Below are 18,459 nucleotides of genomic sequence, written 5' to 3' on the forward strand. Positions count from 1 at the left end.
GAATTACCTGCTGACCGAGCTCGGAGCATTCGCGCAGGTGCGCGGGATGCTGGATGCACGGTGGTTCGTCGAGGCGCCCGAGGAGCTGCGGCACCAGTGGCTGATCGCCCGGCATGAGCGCTTCGGGAAATCAGTCGCAGCGGCCCGGGAGTGGGCGCTCGGGCCCGACGAGGACAACGCCCGCCTGATCGCGGCAACCCGCGACCGGGCGGACGTCGTGGTGCGCCTGGACTGATGCGCGGGCGGTCAGCCGCGCATGACCGCGCGGGCGAAGCCTGCGCTGCGCTCCTGCAGGCCCGCGATGCGCTGCTCGCGATGGAAGGCGAGCACTGCCGGGTCCTCGGTGCGCAGCTCGAACGCCGCCGGGGCGCGGCGCACATTGCGGGAGCAACGGAAGTCGGCGCAGATCGCGGTACCGATGGTGTTGCCGCGACGGCCGGAGGCTCCTGCCAGGGGCGCCACGAACGAGGCCGCGTGAACGCCGTCGACGACGTCCTCGCACCAGGCGCAGAGCATCTTGCGGCTCGGCGGGCGGCCGGTGCCGCGCAGCAGCAGGCCGACGGGCTCGGCCTCCACCTCGAGCACGACATAGTGCAGCTGCGGTTTGCGGGCGTCCTGCCAGCCGAGGTAGTCGACGGCCTCCCAGCGCACGGTGGAGAGGTCGGGCAGCTCGGCCCGAGTAGCGTCGCCTTTGGTGGCGTTGACGAAGCTGGAGCGGATCTGGGAAGCGATCAGAGGGAGCATGGGGTCCTCACGAAGAGCGCACGGGATCACCCCGGTAGCGGGGTCCCGGCGCGGGAGATGACGGTCAGCGGTGACTGGCGTGCGAGCACGCCGGCTCACGCCGAGCAGGCCTCGTGGGCCGCCCCGCTTCCTGCAGGCGTGGTGCGCATGCCGTCTCTCTTCCTGTCCTGGACGCGGCCACGGTACGCCTCTGCTCCAGGTGTGGCAACGGAACAGAGGCGCAGCGCTCAGCCACCGAGCACGCTCAGCTCAGGCGATGATCTGGTTGAGCTGCTCGAGCTCCTCGGTGCTGAGCTCGAGGTTCATGGCGCGTGCGGAGTCGGTGATCGACTCCGGGCGGCTGGCTCCCGGGATCAGGATCACGTGCTCGCCGAGGGACAGCTCCCAGGCGAGGACGACCTGCTGCGGGCTGGCCCCGTGCGCCTCGGCGATGCCCTGGATCTGCGGGAACCGCTCGCCCACCGCGCCGGCGCCGCCGCCGGTGCCGCCCAGCGGCGACCAGGGGACGAAGGCGATGCCGTGCTCGCCGCAGTGGCGCAGCTCGTTCCGGCTGGTGTGGAAGAACGTCGGCGAGAACTCGTTCTGCACCGCGGCGAGCCCTCCCTCGCCGAGCACGTCGCGGGCCACGTCGATCTCCTCGACGTTCGCATTGGAGATGCCGATCTCCCGGATCAGACCCTCCTGCTGGAAGGCGGCGAGCACCTCGACGCCGTCCGCGTAGCGGATGCTGCGGTCGGGGCGGTGCCAGTAGTACAGGTCGATCGTGTCCGTGCCGAGCTTCGCCAGCGACTTCTCGAGCGCCGAGCGGAGATAGGCGGCAGAGCCGTCGCGACCCCCACCCTCCGCGGAGCGGGTGATGCCGCCCTTGGTGGCGACGACGATGTTCGAGCGATCGCCCTGCCAGCTGCGCAGCGCCTCGCCGACGAGCTTCTCGTTGTGCCCCATGGTGTCCCAGGTGGGGGCGTAGATGTCAGCGGTGTCGAGCAGGGTCACGCCGGCGTCGAGGGCGGCGTGGAGGGTGGCCATGGCACGGTCGTGTGGGGCGGGCTCACCGCGGCCCATTGACAGCGGCATGGCACCGAGGCCCAGGGCGGAGACGGTCAAGGAGCCGAGGCGGCGGGTGGGGGTGGTCATGCGGTAAGCGTAGTCCCAGATCCACGCGGCGCCGCGTTCAGAGCTTCAGGATCCCGGCCGTCGTGCGCCGGAAGAGCCCGTCGGCCATGTAGAAGTCGCCGAGGTCGGCCTCGAAGTCGACGTGCAGCCACTGCACCGGGGTGGAGCGGCATTCCTCGATCGCGTGCAGGACCAGGGAGCGCCCGATCCCGGTGCCCTGGTGGTCGGGGTGGACCACCACGTCGAGCAGGAAGGCATGACGGCCCCCGTCGGTGATCACATTGCAGAAGCCGATCAGGGTCTCGCCGCGCCGTGCCGTGATCCAGCCCAGCGAGTAGCGCTCGAGCCGCTCGCTCCACGGCTGGACTCCGCCCTCGAGGTCGAAGGCTGCGGAATGCAGCGCTGAGAGCTCCTGGTCATCGATCGCCTCGCGCCAGGCGCAGCGGAGCGGATCTGTGGGTTCCATGGCACTCAGTGTGCAGGGTGCGACCCCGCCCCGTCAGGGGTTCTGCAGAATCCCTGACCCACCCGAGCCAGCTCGAGAGCTTGCGGCGTGCGCTCCACCCTACTGACGGCGTGCGAGCAGGGCGATGCTGAAGAAGACCGCCGCCTGACCCTCGTGGGCCCGGTAGCGGTAGGCGCCGCCGGTGGCGATCCGGCCGGAGCCGCCGGCCTCGACGACCTGGACGTCGTCTCCGGTGTCGATCTCGAGCGCTCCCTCGATGACATGGTGCATCAGGCCGGGGAGCGGGATGCCTGCGCCGCCCTCGTAGATGTCCTCCCCCAGCAGCTTCCATTTCCAGGTCTCGACCGAGAGCGCCTCGGTGTCCACGGCGTCCAGCAGCACCGCCCAGCTGCCCGTGTCGGTGGACCAGACCTCGACCCCCTCCGGGGCATCGTCCGCCCCCACTCCCATCAGGGCGGCGAAGGTGGTGCCGAGCCCGGCGGCGATGCGGTCCAGGGTCGCGACCGAGGGGTTCGCCTGGCCGAGCTCGATCTGGGTGAGCATGCGGCGGCTGACCTCGCTGAGCTCGGCGAGGGCGCCGACACTGAGGTCCTGCTGCTGGCGTGCGGCACGGATCCGGTCGCCGAGCTGCGCGACGACTGCAGGGCGCATCCCACCGCTCATCCGGTCCTCCTCATGGTGCTGGAGGTCCGATCCTAGCGAGGGTGACGGGAACTATATTGCACATCAGGGGTGTTGCGCATTATGTTGCGCAGAGGGGTCATCTCCCCTGCTCCCCTGCGTATCGACGCCTCGAAGGAGGTCCCCCATGGCTGGACGCACTGCCGTCGCCCCCGTGCAGCGCACCCCGGTGCGTCGGCCGGACGGAGCGCTGCTGCGCTGGTTCGTCTCCTATGGATCCTTCGCGGTGCCGCAGGCGGCGGCGCCGATCGCGTTCTCGTTGATCGCGCTGCCGCTGACCGGTGATGCCGCGAGCGGTGCGGCGATGATGCTCGCGATGACGATCGCGCAGGTGCTCGGCGCGGTGCCGATCACGCGCCTGGGCCGACGCTTCTCCCCGATCCCCTTCCTGCGGGTGCTGATCGGGCTGCGCACCCTCGCACTGATCGGGATCGCGGTGCTCGCGGGGCTCCATGCCCCCTTCGCGCTGGTGGTGGCAGGGGCGGCGCTCGCGGGCCTGGTCAACGGCGCCGCCTATGGGAATCTGCGTGCGGTGCTGAACCACCTGGTGCCCGCGGGGCGGCTTCCGCGCGCGCTCGGCGTCGCGGCCACGCTCAACGAGGTCACCTTCGTGGCCTCCCCGGTGCTCGCCGCAGTGCTGGGCAGCTATTCACCCCAGGCTGCGGCCTGGGCGATGGTGGTGCTGGGGATGGGGCCGATGGTGCTGCTGCCGCGGATCGCCACTGCCACGGCACCCGGTCCCGAGCACCGGAGGACCCGGCTGCGCCTGTCCCCGATGATCGTGCTGTGGCTGGTGTGCGGCGGGGCGAGTGCCGCCGCAATCGCCGCGATCGAGATCGGTGCGGTCTCGATGGCGGTCTCCTTCGGCCTGCCTGCGGCCTGGGGCGTGCTGTTCCCGGTTGCGATCTGCGCGTCCTCGATCGTCGGCGGGATCTGGGTGAGCGTGCACAACCGGATGCCGCGGCGCCGCACCGTGCTCGCCTGGCTCGCGGTCACCGCGCTCGGCGTGGCCGCCGTCGGCTTCGGGAACTCGGTGGCCGCCACGGTGATCGGCGCACTGCTGGTCGGCGCGGTGCTCGCTCCGCTGGCGACCTACTACTCCCTGGTGCTGGACCAGCTGGTCGCGCCCGAGCATCGCGCAGAGGTGTTCGCGCAGCTGCGCACCGCGAATGCGCTGGGCATCATCACCTCCAGCGCGCTGCTCTCGCTGGTCACCCTGCAGGTGACCTTCACCGTGGTGATGGCGCTGATGACGGCGGTGATGGTGGTGGCCGGGCTGGTGTTCACCACGGGCTGGGTGAGGGCCCGCCGGCGGCGCCTCGCTCGGGAGGCAGCTGAAAGCCGGGCACACGACGCGGCAGATTCCCCGCCCGCGCTTCGCTGAGCACGGCGAGCCACCTCCAGGATCGCCTTCTACAGTGAAGCCATGGCACAAGTCCTCATCTACGGCCTGCGCTCCTCTCTCGACGGCCGACGCGCAGCGATCTCCGACGCGGTCCACGGCGCCGTCATGCAGGCGCTCGACTACCCGGCCGAGAAGCGGTTCCACCGCTTCATCGCCCTCGACCCCGCAGACTTCGTCTACCCCGAGGACCGCGGCGAGGACTACACCATTCTCGAGATCTCGCTGTTCGAAGGTCGCTCCGAGGCCGCAAAACGCGTGCTGATCCAGGAGCTGTTCTCCCACTTGGAAGAGGCGGTGGGCATCGATCCCCACAGCGTCGAGATCACGCTGACCGAGACTCCGAAGGTCAACTGGGGCATCCGCGGGGTCAACGCTGCGGACCTCGCACTGGAATACCGCGTCGAGGTCTGAGAACCCTGGATTCAGCGCAGCCCGTGCCCGACCGGGTAGGCCTCCCCCGTGCCGTCGGCCGTGGGGATCGGGACCGGGAGCGTTCCGCGCAGGCTGACATCCCCGGCGAGCGCTCCGGCGACGGCCTCGAGGTTGCAGTCGGAGTTCCCGTAGGCGGCGAGCGAGCTGGCGACTGCGCCGACGTGGACCACGTCGTAGGGGTTGCGCAGCAAGACGTGGATGACGGGCGTGCCGGTCTCGGCGAGCGCCCTCACCATCGCCACCTGGGAGGCGGGGGTCCGGAACCCGGAGGACGAGGTGAACACCAGCGCCACATCGACATCTGCCGCCGCGGTGGCGGCCCGCTCCGGGGTCGCACCGGCCAGCGGGGTCGCCGACAGCCCGTGCGCCTCGAGCGCCTGGGCGGCCACCTCGATCTTCGCGGCGGCGCCCACACCGGTGACCAGCACCGACGTACCCCGGGCGAGCGGGACCGCGCCGGCGTCATCGGTGATCAGCGTGATGGCGTCGTCGGCGATCTTCTGGGCGGTGCGCACCGAGCGCGGGGTCCCGATCGCGTCGGCCGCGGTCGCGGGGTCCACGTGCACCTGATCGAAGAGCCCGCGGCGCAGCTTCTGAGCCAGGATGCGCCGCACCGACTCATCCAGCCGCTCCTCGGTGATCTCCCCGTTCGCGACCGCGTCACGCACGCCGCCGATGGCGACCACGAGATCCGGCGGCATGAGCATCTGGTCGGCGCCGGCGAGGATCGCCTCGACCGGGACCCGATCATCGCCGAACATCGTGCGCACGCCCTCCATCGCGAGCGAGTCGGTGACGATCACCCCCTCGAAGCCGAGCTCCTCCCGCAGCAGACCGGTGAGGATCGGATGCGAGAGGGTCGCCGGGACCCCGGAGTCATCCAGCACCGGGACCACGATGTGCGCGGTCATGATGGTGTCCACGCCCTCCGCGATCGCGGCGACGAAGGGCGGCAGGTCGAGGGTGTCGAGCTCCTCGCGGGTGTGGTCGATGACCGGCAGTCCCAGATGGGAGTCCGTGGCGGTGTCGCCATGGCCGGGAAAGTGCTTCGCCGCGGCGGAGCAGTTCGCCCCCTGGAGGCCCTTGATCTGGGCGGCGGCGAGACGGGCGACCGCGCTGGGGTCCGCGCCGAGGGAGCGGACGCCGATCACCGGGTTCTGTGCCTCGATGTTGACGTCGACCACCGGGGAGAAGGCCTGGTGGAGGCCCGCGGCACGCATCTCCGCACCGACGATGTCCCCGGCCTTGCGGGCGTGGGCGCGGGAGCCGGTGGCGCCGAGCGCCATCTGCCCGGGCAGCGGTGTCGCGGGGGCGGGCAGTCGGTAGACCACCCCGCGCTCCTCATCAGCGCTGATGATCAGCGGGATCCCGCCGGAGTCGAGGGCGGCGTCCTGGGCGTCGTTCGAGAGGGTCGCGATCTGTTCGATGTCCTGGAGGTTCTCGCTCCAGACGAAGTAGATCAGCCCGCCCACGTGGTGGGTGCGGACGATCTCCGCGATGGTGTCCACGCCCGTGGAGCTCGTATTGGAGGGATGCGGCGCATCGGCGGTAGGTCCATAGCCGACGGCCACGAACAGCTGGCCGATCTTCTGCTCGAGGGTCATGTCGGCGAGGAGCTCGTCGATCTGGGCGGCGTCGCGGCCGCCCCCAGGTGAGGCGTGGGCGGTGGCGGGCAGCGCGACGGCGGCGCCTGCCCCGGTAAGGGCGGCCGCGGTGAAGGCGCGGCGGCTGAGAGGGGAATGGGGAGAGGTCATGGTCTGCTCCTGCTCAGTAGCGACGGTAGCGCTGGGTGGTGGCGTCGAAGCGGCGGGATTCGCGGCGCCAGGCGGCGACGATCGATTCCGGGCTGTCCCCAGCCTCGAGCATCGCGCGGGTGCGCTTGGTGCCGGAGAGCTTGTCGATCCAGCAGACGTCCTCCTCGGTGCGGCAGTCCTCTCCCTCGCGCCAGTCGACCTCGTCGACATTGCGCAGCAGGGCGGCGAGCACATGGATGCCGGTGCGCACCGGCTCGTACGCCGAGGCGTCGGTGACGTGCAGCTGCAGACCACCGCAGAACTCGCCGGCGTGCTTGGAGGAGGCGGGCGTGGTGAACATCGGCCGGTACAGCACGCCCGGGAGCTCCGCGCTCTGCAGGTCGGTGATGATGGCGTCGATCTGCGCCTCCCCGATGAACGGGGCGCCGAACCAGAGGAACGGGGTGGTGGTGCCGCGGCCCTCGGAGATGTTCAGCGATTCGATGAGGCCCGTGCCGGCGTAGACCACGGCGGTGTCCGGGGTGGGGATGTTCGGGGAGGGCAGCACCCAGGGCAGATCCGCGGCGGCGGGATCCTCCGGGTCGTAGCCGCTCATCTCGATCACCTCGAGGCTGGTGGCACCGCTGAGGAACTCGCCGTTGAACAGCATGGCGAGCTCGCCCACGGTGAGGCCGTGGGTCTGCGGGATCTCGCGCAGCCCCACGAAGCTCGACAGCTCCGGCTCGAGCACGAAGCCCTCGATGTCGGTGCCCAGCGGGTTCGGGCGGTCCAGCACGAGGAACCGCTTGTCGTTCTCGCCCGCGGCTTCCATGGCGTAGTAGAGGGTCCAGATGTAGGTGTAGAAGCGAGTGCCGATGTCCTGGATGTCGAAGATCAGCACGTCGACGTCGGCGAGCATCTCCGGAGTGGGCTTCTGCGTCGCGCCGTACAGCGAGCGCACGGGAAGTCCGGTCTTCTCATCGATGTAGTCGCCGACGGAGCCGCCGGCCGGCTCCGCTCCGCGCACCCCGTGCTCGGGGCCGAACAGCGCGGCCATCGTGAAGCCGCCGCCTTCCTGCGCTGCGACCAGCAGGTCGATCGTGGAGCGCAGCTCGCGGTCGGTGCCGGTGGGATTGGTGATCAGGCCGACGCGCGCTCCGCGCAGGGTCTCGAGCGTCTCGGGATCCAGCAGGTTCTCGATGCCGAGCCGGAAGTCGCCCTTTCCCTCGCCTCTCCCTTTGCCCTTGCCCTTGCCTCGCTCGGCGGGGGCGGCGTGGGCGGTGCCGGCGGCGGCCAGGACCGCCCCAGCGGGGAGCGCTCCGAAGGTGGCGAGGACACGGCGTCGTGCGGGTCGCGCCGTGTCGTCGGCCGCCGGTGCTGGCTGTCCGGATGCTGGCTCTCTGGGTGCTGCCTGGTTCACGAGGGACCTCCGTCATCGTTGTCGGATCGTGCGCGCGCGGGAGCTGCGGTCCGCAGAAGGGCGCACGAGCATGCACGCTAGCAACCCTGTGTGCTGGGTCACCACCGGTTGCATCATCACCCCATGTGGGACCGCGTGGCGTTCCGGCTACCGTGAGGTCGGAGCGGCGGTGGACGCCGTGGGAGGCGACGAAGGAGACCTGATGCCCGACAGCAGCAGTCAGCAGAGTGGCCAGGTGCTCGTGATCGGCTCAGCCACGGTGGATCTGACCACCTTCTCCACGCGACTGCCGGGGCCCGGCGAAACCCTGCTCGGCGACTCGTTCTCGCTGGTGATGGGCGGGAAGGGCGCGAACCAGGCCGTGGCCGCCGCCCGCGCCGGGGCCGCGACCCGCTTCGTAGGCTGCGTGGGCGAGGACATGTTCGCGCCGGTGGTGCGGGAGGGCCTGGCCGCCGCGGGGGTGTACCTCGCGCACATGCGCGAGGTGCCGGGACAGACGGGTATCGCGCACATCCGGGTGGATGGCGCCGGCGAGAACGACATCGTGATGGTGCCGCTCGCGAACGATGCGCTGGGCTCGGCCCAGATCGATGCGGCGCTCGAGGAGGCCGCACCCGCCGGCGGAGTGCTGCTCACCCAGCTGGAGATCCCCGCGGCCGCGACCATGCACGCGATCCGAGGTGCACGGTCCCGCGGGTTCACCGTGGTGCTGGATCCCGCCCCGGCGCGCGAGCTGGACGAGCAGATCTGGCCGCTGATCGATGTGGTCACCCCGAACGAGACTGAGGCGACGCTGCTCACCGGGATCGCGGTGGAGAGCCGGGAGGATGCGGTGCGCGCCGGGCAGTGGTTCCTGGACCGCGGCGTGGGCGCCGCACTGATCACGTTGGCGGGCGCGGGCAGCGTGCTGGTCACGCCGGGAGAGCGGCACGACCTCGCACCCCACCCGGTCACGGTGGTGGACACCACCGCGGCCGGGGATGCCTTCGCGGGCTATCTCGCAGCAGGGCTCGCGGCCGGGCACGGGCTGGTCGCGGCCATCGAGCGGGCCGGGGCGGCCGGAGCGCTCGCGGTGACCCGGCGCGGAGCTTCCCCCAGCATCCCGGGGCTCGAGGAGGTCCGCGAGCTGCTGGCCGAAGGGACGAGGACATGAGCAGGACCGGCTTCTATTAGGGGCCGGGAACTGGGAGTGGTGCAGCGACCAACGGACGACCGGACAGGCGTGGTCGCTCACCGGAGTCGTGCCAGGTGCTGCGTGGCGGCTCCTACCTATGCCACGACTCGTACTGCACCCCGTACCGGGTCGCGACCCGCTCCTCGACCGCCGCTAGGGACGCAAGCGGGAACAAGTGCTTCCGGCTCGCGGTCGCCACCTGAAGGCGCGCGCCCTCAGCGGTATCCGGTGCCCCGGCGCCACTTAAGCTCCTCGACGTGGGCGCGTGCGTGGCCATATCGAACCCGGGATCGAGCAGCCACTGGGGCTACAGCCCTTCCATCAGCGCAATGGTGATGCGGGCAATGCGCTCGGCAGGCAAGTAACAGATTTTCGGTGTGTGCACGACACCCGATGCGCCTCGTGCGGAGGCGATCTCACCCCGCCGCGCGCTCCAGCTCCATACCGTCACTGCGCCCGAGCTGGACGAAGATGAATGCGGCACAGAGCAGGCCCAGAACCATCACCACCACGTCGAGGAGGCCGCTGCCAGCATTCGCCAGTGCCGCCCCCCGCCCGCCCTCCAACTCGTTGATCGACGCGACGGCTGTGAGCTGCATGTTGAAGGCCAGGTGGGCGAGGAGGATCGGGATGAACTGGCCGAACAGGTAGTACAGCCCGACGAGTCCTGCCGCCCAAATAATCATACCGATGGACGTACCGAGCCCGTAGTAGATGTGGAAGACGACGCGGAGCACGACCGCGACCACGCACACCACGGGCCATGGGGCGCGTGCGGCGCGCAGAGCGACGATAAGAAGTGCAAGGACGATCACCTCCTCGACCGCCCCACCGACGCCGCTGGCGATCGTGTCGAAGACAGCACCGGCAAATGTGTCGGAGACCGGGTGCTCCTCAATGCTCGGTCCCGCCATCCACGGAAACAGGCTGACCACAAAGGCGCCAAAGCACTGGGTGAGGTTGACCAGCATCCATGCGGTGAGGAAAACGAGCACCGCAGTGCGCTTCCTATACGTGGGCCGTCTGCCCAGTCCGATGCGTTCGCGGGGAGTGTCTGTCGCAGCAGCAACGACAGAAAGCACGATCAGGCCGGCACCAGCTAACGCCATTGATCCAACGATTGTCTGCATTGAGGAGCCCACCGTGGGGGCCGCACGTTCCGTGGGTTCGATCAGATAGGCGACAGCACGCACCGTCGAGGGTCCCCAGCGCACGAAGTACAGCGCGAGTGCTAGGCCCACGGCCCACCATCGCCACTGTGCGTTCAGCGGCCGAGCCAGTACCAATGGCCGCAGAGGTGCGCGCATTGCTCTGGGTGTCTGCTCCGGTCCGGGATCCGCAGGACTCTCGCTCATGACCGGATCGTATCCGGACGCGCTGCGCCGCCGCTGCGTGGTCCTGCACCCTGCAGCAGGCTCGCCGCCCGACGCCAGCGCTCAGGCGGCGCGGCGCCCCGTGGCGAGGTCGAGCAGGTGGTCGAGCACCGCCTCGCCGCCGGCCCGCAGACCGTTGTGCTCGTACTCGCTGGTGACCCACGGTCGCAGGCCGGGCAGCAGCGCGGCCGTGGCCATCGAATACTCGCGCGGGACGTAGGCGTCGTCGTAATAGACCGCGGCGGCGGCGGGGACGGTGCAGCGACGCAGTGCGTCTGCGTCGTAGAGCTGCGGCCAGTCGTGCTCTGCCAGCATCTCCGCAGCCTCGGCCCAGAATGCGAGCTCCGGATCCTCGGTGAAGAGATCCCGGTGGATGTGCTCTCCGCCCAGCAGGGTCGGGTCATCGCGCACCTCGTTCGGCATCGTCCGGTCCGCCGCCCAGCGGGTGGCGGTGCCGTCGGCCCAGCAGCTCTCATGGATCACCGCATACAGGGGGTTCCGGCCGCCGAAGGGCAGTGCGGCGGCAAGGTCATGGGCGAAGGCCGGGGAGGCGGGGTCGAGGTCCAGCAGGTAGTGCAGTCGCTCCGCCCCCTGGGAGGCGCCGAGCAGGTGGCCCAGGCGGCGCAGCCGCTCCACTCCCACCCGCTGGCCGTCCGGGAGACTGAGCCGCCCGGCATCAGCAGCGTCGGCGAGGCGGCGGAAGCGGTCGCGATCCCCCGGGAAGCGGGACCAGTAGCGCTCGCTGCGCCCGATCATGCCCTGCCAGGTGGTCGCGTAGACGGCATCCATATCGGGGCCCACCGTCGGCAGTCCCCCGGTGAACAGGGCCTTCTCGACGCTGCCCGCGGCGGCGCTGAGGTAGCGCAGGGCGGTGAATCCGCCGAAGGACTGCCCCAGCAGCGACCACGTCGGGACCCCGAGGTGCTCGCGCAGCGCCTCCGCATCGGCCACGATCGCGTCGGCCCGGAAGTGGGTGAGGTACTCCGCCTGCTGCGCGGCGGTCGCCTCGCGCAGGGTCGCGGCGCCGGGGATCGCTCCCTCGGGCAGCGCGGTGTCGGGGCCGACGGGGGTCGAGCGGCCGGTGCCGCGCTGGTCGAGCATCACCACCCGGTGCTCGCGCAGGGCGCGGGGCAGCCAGGGGGTGGAGCCGGGTGAGAGCGGGCGGGGCGCCTCGGAGCCGGGGCCACCCTGCAGGTAGACGAGGTAGGGGCGGTCCTCCCCGCCCTCCTCGGCGATCACCCGGGCGAACACCTCGATCTGTGCGCCGGCGGGATCGGCATGATCCAGCGGGACGCTCAGGGTCAGGTCTCGCAGCTGCAGGCCGGGCAGGGTCCAGGTGGTCATGTCGCTCATTCGTCGTCGAGGGTGGTGGTGCCGGGGAAGAACTCCCAGTCGAAGGTGACGAGCCGACCGGGGACGTCCTCACGGTCGATCGCGCGGTCGATGATGATGCTCGACAGCCGCGCGAAGACGTCGTCGACGCCGTAGTAGCTGATGGGGCCGAAGAACTCGGTGTTCGCAGGAACGTCGCCGATGGAGATGAACTCGAGGTCCTCCGGGACTTTCACTCCCACGCGCTCGGCGGCGAGATGCAGCGCCACCGCCTGGTAGCCGGTGAAGCAGATGACCGCCTCCGGGCGGTCCGGCCCCTGCAGCCATTCGATCGCGGCGAGGTAGGTCTCGTGGCTGCCCTCGGGGACGACGTGCACGAGCGCCTCCGCGGGTCCGTCGCCGAGCTCGCGCACCGCGTCGAGGAAGGCTCCGGTGCGGGAATGGGCGAGGGCGCCGCCGGCCCGCCGTTCGAGGTCGGGGGCGAGCATCTGGACCCGTCGGTGGCGTGCGCGGAGCCTCTCATAGGCCCGATGGATCGCGAAGGACGGCGTGGAGGAGACCACGTCGAAGTCCTCCGGCTCCATCTTCGCGCTGAAGGCGACGAGCCCGCTGTGCGTCGCGGCGGCGAGGCGGCGGACCAGGTTGGGACCGTTCTCCACGAAGTCGATGCTGGTCAGCAGGGCAGCATCGGCGGAGGCGCCGAGCAGGTACTCGTACCAGCGCTCATCGGCCAGGACCAGGGTGGAGAGGTCGTGCACGAGCGCATCGTCCCGCACCTGGGTGGTCAGCTGCACGCCCCAGGGATCGTCCAGGGTGCCGAGGGCGAGCACGATGCCGCCGCTGCGGCCGGTGCGCATGGCCTGGGCGTGACGATTCGGGACATAGCCCAGCGAGGCCGCGGCTGCCCGCACCTTGGCCTTCGTGGCCGCCGAACCGGCCGACCGGGAGCCGCCACGGCCCGAGAGCACGAAGGAGGCGGTCGCGAGCGACACCTCGGCAGCCCGGGCAACATCGGCCAGAGTCACCGTGCTGCGGGGAACTGGACCACGGGGCAGGGGATCACGGGGATCGCCGTTCATCGCGGGGACGCCTCCTCGGAGGCGGGTTCCGCGAGCTCGAAGCACTCGCGACGGCTGCGAACGCCCTGGGCGGAGCGTTCGAACTCAGCCCCCGCGACAGCCTGGGGCGAGGACACGGAGTGCGTCATCGGATCCTTCCCTCGCGGTGCATCGCGCGGCAGGCCCGCGACCATGAGCAGATCCTGGGAGTCTACCGGCCGGTCTCCCGGCTCGGAGCCGGAGGGCGCGGGTCAGGCCCCGCCGCCGGTGAGCCAGGTGAGCGCCGGGCCGATCGTGTTCAGCGCGATGATCACGCCGATGATGCCGACCGCCCACGAGAAGGCGCTGGTCGCGTTCTTCACCGCCCACTCGTGGGCGCGGTCCAGGAAGGAGTCGGCCCGATCCCCGAGCACGGCGCGGATCCCGCACAGCACCGCGCCCGGCACGATCATCACCGCGCAGTACACCGCCAGGATGGGGATGCCGCCAGCCAGCCCCACACCGCTCTCGACGATGATCCCCATCGCCGCGAGATACGGGATCATCGAGGCCGCTTCGATGAGGCCGGCGGTCAACGCCAGGCCGATCAGCACTGCGGGCCGACCGGAGGCGTGGCGCGCGCGCCGGGCCCACTTCCGGGCGGAGGCCTCGGGGTCGCCTCCGCGCTTCGCGACCGCCTTGGGATCGATGCGGAAGGAGTAGACCACCAGCAGCACCCCGATCACGGCGAGCACCACCATCACCGGTGGCGAGGCCAGCAGATGCCCGAAGGACTCGATCAGCGGCAGCAGGCCGGCCAGCAGCGCGATGCCCAGCAGGAGGTAGAACAGCCCGATCACCGCCAGGAACAGCAGTGTGCGGCCGGCGACGCGGCGTGCCCCGCCCTCCCCCACCACCAGCAGGATCACCGGGATCACGAGCGTGCCCATCGAGGTCGAGTCCACCAGGGCGAGCACCAGCAGGCCCAGCGGCCCCGCAACATCCATCAGTGATTCCATGGGTTCCATGGTGGTGCCGGCGACTCCGCGCAGTCCTCCTCCCTTGGGAGGAAGTGGGGTGGTCGAGCACGACGTGCGGAGAGCGGCCACGTAGCCTCTCACCATGACCGATGCTCCCGCTCCGCGCAGCAGCTCGCCGGCACGCGCGGTCCCACTGCTGTTCGAGCCGGCGCCCTCCGAGGACCAGGGGAAGCCCCCGATCGGGGCACGGGACCTGCTGGTCGTCGCGGTCTATGCGGCGATCGTCGTGCTGCTGGCGGCCTCGGGCACGGAGAACTCCGGGTTCCTGCTCCAGGGGCGGGAATGGCCAGCAGGGGTGTCGGTCGCGCTGATGCTGGTGGCCTGTGCGAGCCTGCTCTGGCGTCGCCAGCGGCCGGCGATCACCCTCGTCGTCGCCGGGCCCCTGAGTGTCGTGGAGATCCTGGTGGGCGGGCAGATCTCCGCGTACTTCCTGTTGTTCGAGGCGCTGTTCGATCCGGTCATGCACGGCAGCCGCCCCCTGGCGGTACGGACCACCTGGGCTGCGATCGTGCTCGGGGCTGCCGGGATGCTGGCCGTCCTCTTCTCCGGCCTCCCCGGCGAGGCGGTGTTCGTCCTCGCGATGGTCGCCGTCCTCGTGGTGATCACCCCGCTGCTGTGGGGCTGGGAGGTGCGTCATCATCGCGGCGCCCGGCAGGCCGCCGAGCGGCTCGCGGGCCTCGAGCATGAGCTCGCCGCGACCCGCGCCGCCCATGCGGTGGAGACCGAGCGGCGCAGCATCGCGCACGACCTGCACGATGTGATCGCCGGGCACCTCAGCGCCGTCTCCCTGCACACCAACCTCGCCTCCTCCCTCGAGGACCCCGCCGCCCGCGACCGGTCCCTGGACACCGCCCGGGACTCCGCCCATGCCGCGCTGCGGGATCTGCGCTCGATGATCGGGATGCTCTCTGGCCCGGAGTCCGGGGCTCTGCCCGAGGTCACCCTGGACTGGCCCTCGCTCACCGCCCGCCTGTACGGCCGCGATCCGGAGGCGCGGGTCAGCATCGATCCCGCGGTCGACGACCCCACCCTGGTCGAGCCCGCGGTGCAGGCCGCGCTGCTGCGCATCGGCGCCGAGGCCGTCACCAATGCGGTGCGCCACGGGCAGGCCCCGATCACGCTGGACGTCCGGGTGGAGGCCGCGACCGTGGTGCTCGAGCTGCGCAACCGCCGATCGGAGGCGTCGGTGCCGGGCACCGGCGTGGGCCGTGGCGCGCTCTCGCACCGGGCCGCCGCTGTGGGTGGCAGCGCGAGGTCCGGGCCGGTCAGCGCGGTCGGCGCGGTCGGCGCGGGAGCGGACTCCGGCGTCTGGCGGGTCCTCGCGGAGCTGCCGGTGAAGGCTGCCGCGCCGCTCGGCGAGGATGCCTCCGACTCGGCCACGATCTCCCCCCGCACCACCTCCGACACCGCGCCCGGTGCCGTCCCCGAGGAGTCCCGCTCATGACCATTCCCGCTGCCCGGCCGGCCCGTTCCCCGATCCGGGTGCTGGTCGCGGATGACCACCCCGCTGTGCGCTCGGGCCTGGTGGCGCTGTTGGACTCCGCTGCGGACATCACCGTGGTCGCCGAGGCGGCCGACGGGGACGCCGCCGTGGCCGCCGCCCGGGAGCACCGCCCGGATGTGGTGCTGACCGACGTGCGAATGCCGGGTGCGACGGGCATCGAGATCACCCCGCGCCTGCGCGAGACCGGTGCGAACGTGCTGGTGATCTCCGGCTTCGACCTGGATGACTATGTGCTCGGCGCGCTCGCGGCCGGGGCCGACGGGTATCTCGTGAAGACCGAGGATCCGCAGCGGATCCTCTCTGCGGTGCGGGATGTGCACCGCGGGGACGCGGTGCTCTCCGCGGCGGCGACCCGCGCTGTGGTCGGAGCGCTGCGGGACAGGTCGGTGACCGCTCCGGCATCGGAGCAGGCGCCCTCGTCGATGGATGCCGGCGGGAGTCCGGCGTCGGGCCCGCGGTCGGAGACCAGCGCCGAGCCCGTGTTCACCGGTCGGGAGGAGGATGTGCTCGCCCTGGTCGCCCAGGGGCTCTCCAACCAGCAGATCGCCTCGCGGCTCTTCGTCGAGATCTCCACGGTGAAGTCCCATCTCTCGCATGCCCTGATGAAGCTGCAGCTCGACTCCCGGGTGCAGGCGGCGCTGTGGTGGCGGCAGCACCGCGGCTGACCCGCGGGCGGGGCTGCGGGCAGGGCCGCGCGCGGGGCTGCGGGCGAATCTGGGCGTGCGAAACCGACGCCAGGAAAGTCATGAAAACTGGATGCTCTCACCGGGAATGCGGTGGCGCGGACCGGCGTTGGGGGATGCGTACGGCACATTCCCTACGGGGAGACGTGCGCTCCTGAAAGAATTATCCAGGTCGTCGGCAACGCCCGTCGGCCGCACCGAACGGTGACCTGACTGCCCCGCCCCAGCCCGCCCAGGGCTCCCCCGACCGGGGGCGTGCGGACATGCGGGTTCCGGCCCTTCGGTTCCTCGACGAAGAAAGCACGTCCTGCTCTCATGACCACGTACACACCCACCCCCACCGGAGAGTTCCCCGCGGTCCAGTCCTCCGGAATCGTCGCGGGGGGATCTTCCGCCGCCGAGGCCGAGTTCGCCACGCGCGACGGCGCCGACGACCCCTCGACCACCGTGGTGGACGGCCGCGCCCCGAAAGACGTCAAGGTCGCCCCGATCATCGCCGTGCTGGTGGTCTCCGCCTTCGTGATGATCCTCAACGAGACCCTGCTGTCCGTCGCGCTGCCCACGCTGATGGACGACCTGTCGATCACAGCGGTCACCGCGCAGTGGCTCTCCACAGGGTTCATGCTCACCATGGCCGTGGTCATCCCCACCACCGGCTTCCTCATGAAGCGCCTGTCCGTGCGGCACGTGTTCCTCACCGCGATGCTGCTGTTCCTGGTGGGCACCGCGATCGCCATGTTCTCCCAGAACTTCCCGGTACTGCTGGGCGCTCGCGTGATCCAGGCCGCCGGCACCGCGATGGTGCTGCCGCTGCTGATGACCACCATCCTCGCGCTGGTGCCGATCCGGTCCCGCGGTCTGGTGATGGGCCTGGTGGGCGTCGTCATCTCCGCCGCACCCGCCCTCGGCCCCTCCATCTCCGGGTTCATCCTCGAGCACGGCACCTGGCATGACCTGTTCCTGCTGATGCTGCCGATCATCGTGGTCGCCCTGATCATCGGCCTGCTCTTCATGCGCAACTACACCGAGCCGGAGAAGGTGCGCCTCGATGCGATCTCGGTGATCCTCTCCGCGATCGGCTTCGGCGGCGTGATCTACGCGCTGGCCTCGATCAGCCAGATCGTCTCGGGCACCAGCCGCCTGATCCCACTGCTGGTCGCCGGGATCGGCGTGCTCGCCCTGACGGTGTTCACCCTCCGCCAGCTGCGGATGCTCTCCCGTGGTGACGAGCCGCTGCTGGACCTGCGCCCGCTGAAGGTGCGCACCTTCACGGTCTCGGTGCTGGTCATCCTGATCGGTTTCGCGACCATGCTCGGCACCGTCGTGGCGCTGCCGCTGTACATGACCGGCGCGCTCGAGATGACCACGCTCGAGATCGGCCTGACGATGCTGCCCGGTGCGGCGGCCTCAGGCCTGCTCGGCCCGTTCATCGGCGCCCTGTACGACCGGGTCGGTCCGCGACCGATCGTGGTCCCGGGTATGGCGCTGATGGCAGTGGTGAGCTGGCTGGAGGTGTTCCTGCTCGATGCGGACGCCACCCAGGGCCTGATCATCGCGCTGAACATCCCGCTGGGCATCGGCATGGCGATGGTGATGACCCCGCTGCTGACGCTGTCGCTGGGGGCGCTGCCGCGCTCGCTGTACGGCCACGGCTCGGCGATCCTCAACACCCTGCAGCAGCTCGCCGGGGCGCTCGGCACCGCGGTGTTCATCGCCCTGCTGACCCTCGGCGCGGTCATCGCCGCAGAGTCCGGTGCCTCGGCGCAGGCCGCCCAGGCCAGCGGCATCTCCTGGGCATTCGTCTTCGGTGGCGTGATCACCACGGTCGCGACCGTGCTGGCCATCACGCTGAAGTCGACCCCTGCCCAGGACGAGCCCGCCGCCTGAGCGGACGCCGCGGCGACTTCCCTAAGCTGGCGCGATGAGCGCGATGAGCAGGGTGATCTTCATGTGCGGGCCGGCGGGCTCGGGGAAGTCGACCGTCGCGCGCGGTTTCGAGGCCGCCGGGATGGTGCGGCTGTCCGTGGACTCTGAGGCCTGGGCCCGCGGGCACCGCACGATGCCGCTGCCCGAGGCGGTGGCCGCCGAGATCATCACCGTGCTCGAGCAGCGCCTGCTGGCGTGCGTGCGCGCGGGGCAGGACGTGGTGCTGGACCTGTCGTTCTGGTCCCGGCAGATGCGGGACGACTGGCGGGCGCTGCTCGCCCCGTCGGGCATCGTCCCGGAGATCGTGCACGTGGTCGCCTCCCGGAAGACGGCGCTCGCACGGGTCGAGGCACGGGCCGTGGGTAACAGCGACGACTTCCGCCTGCCGCGCGAGAT

General features: G+C 70.8%; 18 protein-coding genes and 1 pseudogene. 8 read left to right on the forward strand and 11 right to left on the reverse strand.

The window, feature by feature from the left end:
• A pseudogene (locus tag ACT3SQ_RS17400) lies at window positions 1-235 on the forward strand (nucleoside/nucleotide kinase family protein); the annotation flags it as partial.
• An 11-nt stretch (window positions 236-246) separates the two neighbouring features.
• Here the strand turns inward: ACT3SQ_RS17400 and ACT3SQ_RS17405 are convergent.
• From ACT3SQ_RS17405 to ACT3SQ_RS17420, 4 genes are all read right to left on the reverse strand, one after another.
• A complete protein-coding gene (locus ACT3SQ_RS17405; RefSeq protein WP_444502448.1) occupies window positions 247-744 on the reverse strand; it encodes an FBP domain-containing protein in 498 nt (165 codons plus the stop codon).
• Between the two features lie 249 nt (window positions 745-993).
• The gene (locus tag ACT3SQ_RS17410) at window positions 994-1,878 is read right to left on the reverse strand and encodes an aldo/keto reductase (RefSeq protein ID WP_444502447.1); all 885 of its coding nucleotides are present in this window, start codon (window positions 1,876-1,878) and stop codon (window positions 994-996) included.
• 37 nt (window positions 1,879-1,915) lie between these two features.
• Complete coding sequence (locus ACT3SQ_RS17415) at window positions 1,916-2,323, reverse strand: GNAT family N-acetyltransferase (protein WP_441443805.1); 408 nt, start codon at window positions 2,321-2,323, stop codon at window positions 1,916-1,918.
• 99 nt (window positions 2,324-2,422) lie between these two features.
• A complete protein-coding gene (locus tag ACT3SQ_RS17420; protein WP_441443804.1) occupies window positions 2,423-2,986 on the reverse strand; it encodes a helix-turn-helix domain-containing protein in 564 nt (187 codons plus the stop codon).
• A 145-nt stretch (window positions 2,987-3,131) separates the two neighbouring features.
• Between ACT3SQ_RS17420 and ACT3SQ_RS17425 the strand changes: the two genes are divergently transcribed.
• Complete coding sequence (locus ACT3SQ_RS17425; RefSeq protein WP_442332894.1) at window positions 3,132-4,388, forward strand: MFS transporter; 1,257 nt, start codon at window positions 3,132-3,134, stop codon at window positions 4,386-4,388.
• 42 nt (window positions 4,389-4,430) lie between these two features.
• Entirely contained in the window at window positions 4,431-4,820 is a 390-nt protein-coding gene (locus ACT3SQ_RS17430) for a tautomerase family protein (protein WP_441443802.1), read from the forward strand.
• 11 nt (window positions 4,821-4,831) lie between these two features.
• Here the strand turns inward: ACT3SQ_RS17430 and ACT3SQ_RS17435 are convergent, their stop codons facing one another.
• Together ACT3SQ_RS17435 and ACT3SQ_RS17440 are read right to left on the reverse strand one after the other, a co-directional pair.
• A complete protein-coding gene (locus ACT3SQ_RS17435; protein WP_444502446.1) occupies window positions 4,832-6,595 on the reverse strand; it encodes a glycoside hydrolase family 3 protein in 1,764 nt (587 codons plus the stop codon).
• Between the two features lie 13 nt (window positions 6,596-6,608).
• The gene (locus ACT3SQ_RS17440) at window positions 6,609-7,994 is read right to left on the reverse strand and encodes an exo-beta-N-acetylmuramidase NamZ family protein (protein WP_444502445.1); all 1,386 of its coding nucleotides are present in this window, start codon (window positions 7,992-7,994) and stop codon (window positions 6,609-6,611) included.
• Between the two features lie 202 nt (window positions 7,995-8,196).
• On the opposite strand from ACT3SQ_RS17440, the gene ACT3SQ_RS17445 reads away from it, so the two are divergent.
• A complete protein-coding gene (locus ACT3SQ_RS17445) occupies window positions 8,197-9,147 on the forward strand; it encodes a ribokinase (protein ID WP_442332712.1) in 951 nt (316 codons plus the stop codon).
• Window positions 9,148-9,584: 437 nt separating this feature from the next.
• Here ACT3SQ_RS17445 and ACT3SQ_RS17450 read toward each other — a convergent pair whose 3' ends face one another.
• From ACT3SQ_RS17450 to ACT3SQ_RS17470, 5 genes are all read right to left on the reverse strand, one after another.
• Window positions 9,585-10,523 (reverse strand): hypothetical protein, encoded by a 939-nt coding sequence (locus ACT3SQ_RS17450; protein WP_442332711.1) that lies wholly within the window; start codon window positions 10,521-10,523, stop codon window positions 9,585-9,587.
• Between the two features lie 81 nt (window positions 10,524-10,604).
• Entirely contained in the window at window positions 10,605-11,885 is a 1,281-nt protein-coding gene (locus ACT3SQ_RS17455; RefSeq protein WP_444502444.1) for an alpha/beta fold hydrolase, read from the reverse strand.
• A gap of 5 nt (window positions 11,886-11,890) precedes the next feature.
• A complete protein-coding gene (locus ACT3SQ_RS17460; protein ID WP_444502443.1) occupies window positions 11,891-12,952 on the reverse strand; it encodes a LacI family DNA-binding transcriptional regulator in 1,062 nt (353 codons plus the stop codon).
• Window positions 12,949-13,080 carry a hypothetical protein gene (locus tag ACT3SQ_RS17465; protein WP_441443795.1) on the reverse strand — a complete coding sequence of 44 codons (132 nt, stop codon included), beginning with the start codon at window positions 13,078-13,080 and terminating at the stop codon, window positions 12,949-12,951. Before ACT3SQ_RS17465 ends, ACT3SQ_RS17460 begins: the two co-directional genes overlap by 4 nt.
• Window positions 13,081-13,182: 102 nt before the next feature.
• Entirely contained in the window at window positions 13,183-13,929 is a 747-nt protein-coding gene (locus ACT3SQ_RS17470; RefSeq protein WP_444599576.1) for a GAP family protein, read from the reverse strand.
• A gap of 103 nt (window positions 13,930-14,032) precedes the next feature.
• Between ACT3SQ_RS17470 and ACT3SQ_RS17475 the strand changes: the two genes are divergently transcribed.
• The 4 genes from ACT3SQ_RS17475 to ACT3SQ_RS17490 form a co-directional block, all read left to right on the forward strand.
• Window positions 14,033-15,394, forward strand: a complete 1,362-nt coding sequence (locus ACT3SQ_RS17475) for a sensor histidine kinase (RefSeq protein ID WP_441443793.1) — start codon at window positions 14,033-14,035, stop codon at window positions 15,392-15,394.
• A complete protein-coding gene (locus ACT3SQ_RS17480) occupies window positions 15,391-16,119 on the forward strand; it encodes a response regulator (protein WP_441443792.1) in 729 nt (242 codons plus the stop codon). Before ACT3SQ_RS17475 ends, ACT3SQ_RS17480 begins: the two co-directional genes overlap by 4 nt.
• Window positions 16,120-16,452: 333 nt before the next feature.
• Window positions 16,453-18,024 carry a DHA2 family efflux MFS transporter permease subunit gene (locus ACT3SQ_RS17485; RefSeq protein ID WP_444601493.1) on the forward strand — a complete coding sequence of 524 codons (1,572 nt, stop codon included), beginning with the start codon at window positions 16,453-16,455 and terminating at the stop codon, window positions 18,022-18,024.
• A 34-nt stretch (window positions 18,025-18,058) separates the two neighbouring features.
• On the forward strand, window positions 18,059-18,459 hold a 401-nt coding region (locus ACT3SQ_RS17490), incomplete at its 3' end, for an AAA family ATPase (protein ID WP_444601494.1).

It is taken from the genome of Brachybacterium sp. AOP42-C2-15, assembly GCF_052377065.1.
Classification (GTDB): domain Bacteria; phylum Actinomycetota; class Actinomycetes; order Actinomycetales; family Dermabacteraceae; genus Brachybacterium.

Coding starts and splice junctions, on each gene's coding strand:
- ACT3SQ_RS17405 (WP_444502448.1), bottom strand. CDS start 744: ATGCTCCCTCTGATCGCTTCCCAGATCCGCTCCAGCTTCGTCAACGCC.
- ACT3SQ_RS17410 (WP_444502447.1), bottom strand. CDS start 1,878: ATGACCACCCCCACCCGCCGCCTCGGCTCCTTGACCGTCTCCGCCCTG.
- ACT3SQ_RS17415 (WP_441443805.1), bottom strand. CDS start 2,323: ATGGAACCCACAGATCCGCTCCGCTGCGCCTGGCGCGAGGCGATCGAT.
- ACT3SQ_RS17420 (WP_441443804.1), bottom strand. CDS start 2,986: ATGAGCGGTGGGATGCGCCCTGCAGTCGTCGCGCAGCTCGGCGACCGG.
- ACT3SQ_RS17425 (WP_442332894.1), top strand. CDS start 3,132: ATGGCTGGACGCACTGCCGTCGCCCCCGTGCAGCGCACCCCGGTGCGT.
- ACT3SQ_RS17430 (WP_441443802.1), top strand. CDS start 4,431: ATGGCACAAGTCCTCATCTACGGCCTGCGCTCCTCTCTCGACGGCCGA.
- ACT3SQ_RS17435 (WP_444502446.1), bottom strand. CDS start 6,595: ATGACCTCTCCCCATTCCCCTCTCAGCCGCCGCGCCTTCACCGCGGCC.
- ACT3SQ_RS17445 (WP_442332712.1), top strand. CDS start 8,197: ATGCCCGACAGCAGCAGTCAGCAGAGTGGCCAGGTGCTCGTGATCGGC.
- ACT3SQ_RS17450 (WP_442332711.1), bottom strand. CDS start 10,523: ATGAGCGAGAGTCCTGCGGATCCCGGACCGGAGCAGACACCCAGAGCA.
- ACT3SQ_RS17455 (WP_444502444.1), bottom strand. CDS start 11,885: ATGACCACCTGGACCCTGCCCGGCCTGCAGCTGCGAGACCTGACCCTG.
- ACT3SQ_RS17460 (WP_444502443.1), bottom strand. CDS start 12,952: ATGAACGGCGATCCCCGTGATCCCCTGCCCCGTGGTCCAGTTCCCCGC.
- ACT3SQ_RS17465 (WP_441443795.1), bottom strand. CDS start 13,080: ATGACGCACTCCGTGTCCTCGCCCCAGGCTGTCGCGGGGGCTGAGTTC.
- ACT3SQ_RS17470 (WP_444599576.1), bottom strand. CDS start 13,929: ATGGAATCACTGATGGATGTTGCGGGGCCGCTGGGCCTGCTGGTGCTC.
- ACT3SQ_RS17475 (WP_441443793.1), top strand. CDS start 14,033: ATGACCGATGCTCCCGCTCCGCGCAGCAGCTCGCCGGCACGCGCGGTC.
- ACT3SQ_RS17480 (WP_441443792.1), top strand. CDS start 15,391: ATGACCATTCCCGCTGCCCGGCCGGCCCGTTCCCCGATCCGGGTGCTG.
- ACT3SQ_RS17485 (WP_444601493.1), top strand. CDS start 16,453: ATGACCACGTACACACCCACCCCCACCGGAGAGTTCCCCGCGGTCCAG.